The organism is Stenotrophomonas sp. 2YAF22, from assembly GCF_052114665.1.
GTDB lineage: Bacteria > Pseudomonadota > Gammaproteobacteria > Xanthomonadales > Xanthomonadaceae > Stenotrophomonas > Stenotrophomonas indicatrix.
On the sequence record NZ_JBFRFE010000219.1, the window covers coordinates 1 to 6,094 of the forward strand.

General features: G+C 67.0%; 3 protein-coding genes. 2 read left to right on the forward strand and 1 reads right to left on the reverse strand.

Annotated features, from left to right (window positions below):
- Window positions 1–154: 154 nt before the first annotated feature.
- Entirely contained in the window at window positions 155–1,474 is a 1,320-nt protein-coding gene (locus AB4Y84_RS10525; protein ID WP_025874644.1) for a M20 family metallopeptidase, read from the reverse strand.
- A gap of 186 nt (window positions 1,475–1,660) precedes the next feature.
- Between AB4Y84_RS10525 and AB4Y84_RS10530 the strand changes: the two genes are divergently transcribed.
- Both AB4Y84_RS10530 and AB4Y84_RS10535 read left to right on the forward strand, forming a co-directional pair.
- On the forward strand, window positions 1,661–2,899 hold the full coding sequence (locus AB4Y84_RS10530; protein ID WP_312107986.1) for an efflux RND transporter periplasmic adaptor subunit: 1,239 nt from the start codon (window positions 1,661–1,663) through the stop codon (window positions 2,897–2,899).
- A gap of 74 nt (window positions 2,900–2,973) precedes the next feature.
- On the forward strand, window positions 2,974–6,094 hold a 3,121-nt coding region (locus AB4Y84_RS10535; protein WP_442250103.1), incomplete at its 3' end, for an efflux RND transporter permease subunit.

Below are 6,094 nucleotides of genomic sequence, written 5' to 3' on the forward strand. Positions count from 1 at the left end.
CATGGATGGCGCGACCGAGGCTACAGGGACGTACTTGCGCCGTCCCCTGCCACCGGACCCACCCCGCCATCCCACGGAATGCCAGCCTTTGCCGTTGCTCCGGCTGTTGCTGTTGCTTCGGCGGGTGCAGGGCTGCAAGCCCTGCCTGCAACCCTCACCCCGCCGGGGTGCCCGCACCATGCAGATAATCCAGGCTTACCTGCAGCAGCGCGCGGAATCCAACATCCAGCGCCTTCTCATCCAGCAGGAACTTCGGCGAATGGTTGGCCGGCGCCGTCGCCGGGTCGATGCCCACGCTGGTGGAACCGACGAAGAAGAACATGCCCGGCACTTCCTTGGCGTACAGCGAGAAATCCTCCGCGCCCATCTGCAGCGGCGGCTCGTACACGTTGTCCTTGCCCACCACCGCCTGCAGGCTCGGCAGCATCTTCGCGGTCAGCGCCGGGTCGTTCACCGTGGCCGGGTTGCCTTCCGATTCGTAGATGTCGGTCACCGCCTTGGCCCCATGCGCGGCAGCGGTGTGGTCGGCCACGTTGCGCAGGTCGGCGAAGATCTGCTGCCGCATGCCTTCATCGAAGGTGCGGATGGTGCCGACCATCTCCACTTCATCGGGAATGATGTTGTAACGGATGCCGCCGTTGATCGCGCCGAAGGTCAGCACCGCCGGCTGCTTGGACAGGTTGGCCCGGCGGCTGACGATGGTCTGTGCGGTGCCGATCAGGTCGGCAGTGGCAACAATCGGGTCGACGCCGTTCCATGGGGCCGAGCCATGGGTCTGGCGGCCGATCACCTTGATGCCGAAACGATCGGACGCGGCCATCAGCGGGCCACCGCGCACCGCGATCTGCCCTGCCTGCACGCTGGAGAACACATGCAGGCCGAACACCGCCTCGGGCTTGAAGTCGGCAAACAGGCCTTCCTTCAGCATCAGCGCCGCACCGCCCTCTTCCGGCGGCGGCGCACCTTCTTCGGACGGCTGGAAGATCAGCATCACCTGGCCCGGCAGGTCCTTCTTCATCGCCACCAGCGCTTCGGCCACGCCCAGCAGGGTGGCGGTGTGCGCGTCATGGCCACAGGCATGCATCACGCCTACGGTCTGACCGCGGTACTGCGCGGTGGCCTTGGAGGCGAACGGCAGCCCGGTCTGCTCGGTCACCGGCAGTGCGTCCATGTCCGCGCGCAGGGCGATCTTCGGCCCCGGCTTGCCGCCTTCGATGATCGCCACCACGCCGTGGTGGGCAATGCCGGTCTTCGGCTTCAGGCCCATCGCACGCAGCCGCTTGGCGACCTCGGCGGAGGTGCGCTCCTCGCGGTTGGAGAGTTCCGGGTGCTGATGGAAATCGCGGCGCCATTCAACCACCTTGGCCTGCAGGCGCTGCGCGGCGGCGGTCACTTCCGGGCGCTGCGCGTCCTCGGCGTGGGCAAGGGCCGGCAGGGCCAGCAGCAGGGCGGACAGCAGCAACGAACGGCGCATCTCGATCTCCACGGAAGGGGTCTGCACCTGAATGTAGGGCAACCTTGCCGTTACGGGAACCTCCAGCGTCGTCCATCTGTCTGAGCGCCCGTCCCATCCGTCATGCAGGAAACCCGGTGGGCCACAGGTATGCTTTGCGCATTGCCACCCGGGGTTGCACCCCGTCCAGCCCTCTTGGAGTCTTGAATGTCACGTGTTTGGAAGATCGTGCTGCTGGTCGTGGCGGTACTGGTGCTGGCCGTGGTCGGCCTGCGCGTACTCGGTGGCGGCAAGGACAAGGCAGCCGGGCAGGAAGCAGGCGCTCGCGAGGGCGGTGAAGATCCCGATGCCGGCCCGGTGCCGGTAACCGTGGTCGATGCCGTTCGCCAGGACGTGCCGGTGTATGCCAGCGCACTGGGCACGGTGACCGCGATGAACACCGTGACCGTCAGCCCCCAGGTGGGCGGCCAGCTGATGAGCCTCAATTTCCGCGAAGGCCAGGAAGTGAAGAAGGGCGACGTGCTGGCGGTGATCGACCCGCGCACCGCCCAGGCCAGCTATGACCAGGCCGTCGCGTCCAAGCGCCAGAACGAAGCCCTGCTGGCCACCGCGCGCTCGAACTACCAGCGCTCGAACGCGCCGGAGTACCGCCAGTTCGTGGCCAAGACCGATCTGGATACACAACGAAACCAGGTGGCACAGTACGAAAGCGCAGTGGCGGCCAATGAAGCCAGCATGCGTTCGGCGCAGGTGCAGCTGCAGTACACCCGGGTCACCGCGCCGATCACCGGTATCGCCGGCATCCGCGCGGTCGACGCCGGCAACGTGGTCAACGCCGGTACCGCACTGGTCACCTTGACCCAGATCCATCCGATCCACGTGCTGTTCAACCTGCCCGAGCGCCAGCTCGGCGACGTGCGCCAGGCGCAGGCCGCCGGCAGCGTACCGGTGGCAGCGCTGGACCGCGCCGATTCCCACGTGCTCAGCGGCGACGGCAAGCTGGACGTGGTCGACAACCTGATCAGCGCCGACAGCGGCACCTTCAAGGCACGCGCGGTGTTCGACAACACCGACAACGGCCTGTGGCCGGGCCAGTTCGTCAATGTGCGCATGCAGCTGCGCACCATCGGCGGCGGCGTGGTGATCCCGACCCAGGCAGTACTTCGTGGCCCGGACGGCGAGTACGTCTACGTCGTGCAGGGCGACAACACGGTGAAGATGCAGACCGTGCGCAGTGGCGTGGAAGTGGGCGACAGCCAGGTGCAGATCGCCGAAGGCCTGAAGGGCGGCGAGCGCGTGGTCAGCGAAGGCCAGTTCCGCCTGAAGCCGGGCAGCAAGGTGACCGCGCTGAAGCCGGGTGAGACCCCGGCCGCACCGACCGAGGCCGAACTGAAGGCCGCCGAACAGAAGAGTGGCGGCGGCCGCCGCGGTGGTGGCCCGCGCTGAGCGCAGGCCCCTGTTCTTCCCCGCGCCGGCGATCCCGCCGGCGCTGCCATTGAAGTGCCAGCAAGGATCAGTCCGTGGGCTTTTCGACGATCTTCATCCGCCGCCCGATTGCCACCTCGCTGTTGATGGCGGGCTTGTTGCTGCTGGGCATCCTCGGTTACCGCAAGCTGCCGGTGTCGGCGCTGCCGGAAATCGATGCGCCCAGCCTGGTGGTGACCACGCAGTACCCCGGTGCCAACGCCACCACCATGGCCTCGCTGGTGACCACGCCGCTGGAGCGCCAGTTCGGGCAGATCTCCGGGCTGGAACTGATGACCTCCGATTCCTCGGCGGGGTTGTCCACGATCATCCTGCAGTTCTCGATGGACCGCGACATCGACATCGCCGCACAGGACGTGCAGGCAGCGATCCGCCAGGCCACCCTGCCCTCGTCGCTGCCGTACCAGCCGGTCTACAACCGGGTGAATCCGGCCGACGCGGCCATCGTCACCCTCAAGCTGACCTCCGATACGCGACCGCTGCGCGACGTCAACAACTACGCTGACTCGATACTCGCCCAGCGCCTGTCGCAGGTGCAGGGCGTGGGCCTGGTGTCGATCGCCGGCAACGTGCGTCCGGCCGTGCGCATCCAGGTCAATCCGGCGCAGCTGTCCAACATGGGCCTGACCCTGGAAGAGCTGCGCAGCGCGCTCACCCAGGCCAACGTCAATGCGCCGAAGGGCTCGCTGAACGGCAAGACCCAGTCCTACAGCATCGGCACCAACGACCAGCTGGCCAGCGCCGCCGAATACCGCGACACCATCATCAGCTACAAGAACGGCCGCCCGGTGCGGCTGTCCGACGTGGCCGACGTGATCGATGGCGTGGAGAACGACCAGCTGGCCGCATGGGCCGATGGCAAGCCGGCGGTGCTGCTGGAAGTGCGCCGCCAGCCGGGCGCCAACATCGTGCAGACCGTCGAGCGCATCCGCGCGCTGCTGCCGCAGCTGCAGGGCGTGCTGCCGGCCGACGTGCACCTGGAGGTGTTCTCCGACCGTACCGAAACCATCCGCGCTTCGGTGCATGAAGTGCAGTTCACCCTGATCCTGACCATCGGCCTGGTGGTAGCGGTGATCTTCGTATTCCTGCGCCGGTTCTGGGCCACGATCATTCCGTCGGTGGCGGTGCCGTTGTCGCTGGCCGGAACTTTCGCAGTGATGGCCTTTACCGGCATGTCGCTGGACAACCTCTCGCTGATGGCGCTGGTGGTGGCCACCGGCTTCGTGGTSGACGATGCGATCGTGATGATCGAGAACATCGTGCGCTACATCGAACAAGGCAAGAGCGGCAAGGAGGCGGCCGAGATCGGTGCGCGCCAGATCGGCTTCACCGTGCTGTCGCTGACGGTTTCACTGGTGGCGGTGTTCCTGCCGCTGCTGCTGATGCCCGGCGTCACCGGCCGCCTGTTCCACGAGTTCGCCTGGGTGCTGAGCATCGCGGTGGTGCTGTCGATGCTGATCTCGCTGACGCTCACCCCGATGATGTGCGCCTACCTGCTCAATCCCGATGCGCTGCCCGAGGGCGAAGACGCGCACGAACGTGCGGCCGCGGCCGGCAAGCAGAATCTGTGGACGCGCACCGTCGGCCTGTATGAGCGCAGCCTGGACTGGGTGCTGGAACACCAGCCGCTCACCCTGGCCGTGGCCGCGGCCGCGCTGGTACTGACCGTGCTGCTGTATGTGCTGATTCCCAAGGGCCTGCTGCCCGAACAGGACACCGGCCTGATCACCGCCGTGGTCCAGGCCGACCAGAACATCGCCTTCCCGCAGATGGAGCAACGCACCAAGCAGGTGGCCGAAGCGCTGCGCAGGGATCCGGACGTGACCGGCGTATCGGCCTTCATCGGTGCCGGCAGCATGAACCCCACGCTCAACCAGGGGCAGCTGTCGATCGTGCTGAAAGAGCGCAGCGAACGTGATGGACTGGATGAGATCCTGCCGCGCCTGCAGAAGTCCGTGGCCGGCATTCCCGGCGTGGCGCTGTACCTGAAGCCGGTACAGGACGTGACCCTGGACACCCGCGTGGCCGCCACCGAGTACCAGTACTCGCTGTCGGACGTGGACAGCGCGGAAGTCGCGCTGCAGGCCAACCGCCTGACCCAGGCGCTGCGCCAGCGCCCGGAACTGGCCGACGTCGACAACAACCTGTCCAACCAGGGCCGCGCGCTGGAACTGAACATCGACCGCGACAAGGCCAGCGTGCTGGGCGTGCCGATGCAGACCATCGACGACACCCTCTACGATGCGTTCGGCCAGCGCCAGATCTCGACCATCTTCACCGAGCTCAACCAGTACCGCGTGGTGCTGGAAGTGGCGCCGCAGTTCCGTACCAGCACTGCGCTGATGGAACAGCTGGCGGTCGCCTCCAACGGTGCCGGCGCCCTCACCGGCACCAACGCGACCAGCTTCGGCCAGGTCACCTCGTCCAACTCGTCGACCGCCACCGGTATCGGTGCGCAGAACACCGGCATCACCGTCGGTGCGGGCGGCATCATCCCGTTGTCGGCGCTGGCCGAGGCGAAGGTCTCCAGCGCGCCGCTGCTGGTCAGCCACCAGCAGCAGCTTCCTGCGGTGACGGTCTCCTTCAACGTTGCTGCGGGCTACTCGCTGTCCGATGCGGTCAAGGCCATCGAAGAGACCAAGGCCAGCCTGGACATGCCGGCGCACGTGCATGCGCAGTTCATCGGCAAGGCCGCCGAATTCACCGGCAGCCAGACCGACGTGGTGTGGCTGCTGCTGGCCTCGCTGGTGGTGATCTACATCGTGCTGGGCGTGCTGTACGAGAGCTACATCCACCCGATCACGATCATCTCGACCCTGCCACCGGCCGGCGTCGGTGCGCTGCTGGCACTGATGGTCTGTGGCCTGAGCCTGTCGGTGGACGGCATCGTCGGCATTGTGCTGCTGATCGGCATCGTCAAGAAGAACGGCATCATGATGGTCGACTTCGCCATCGAGGCGCGGCGCACCGGCGCCAACGCGCGCGAGGCCATCCGCCGCGCCTGCCTGCTGCGCTTCCGCCCGATCATGATGACCACCGCTGCAGCCATGCTTGGCGCGTTGCCGCTGGCGCTGGGCACCGGCATCGGCTCGGAACTGCGTCGGCCGCTGGGCATCGCCATCGTCGGCGGCCTGCTGCTGTCGCAGCTGGTAACCC

What these genes read in the sequence shown, in the direction of transcription:
- AB4Y84_RS10525 (WP_025874644.1), bottom strand. Translation starts at nt 1,474, where the DNA reads ATGCGCCGTTCGTTGCTGCTGTCCGCCCTGCTGCTGGCCCTGCCGGCC.
- AB4Y84_RS10530 (WP_312107986.1), top strand. Translation starts at nt 1,661, where the DNA reads ATGTCACGTGTTTGGAAGATCGTGCTGCTGGTCGTGGCGGTACTGGTG.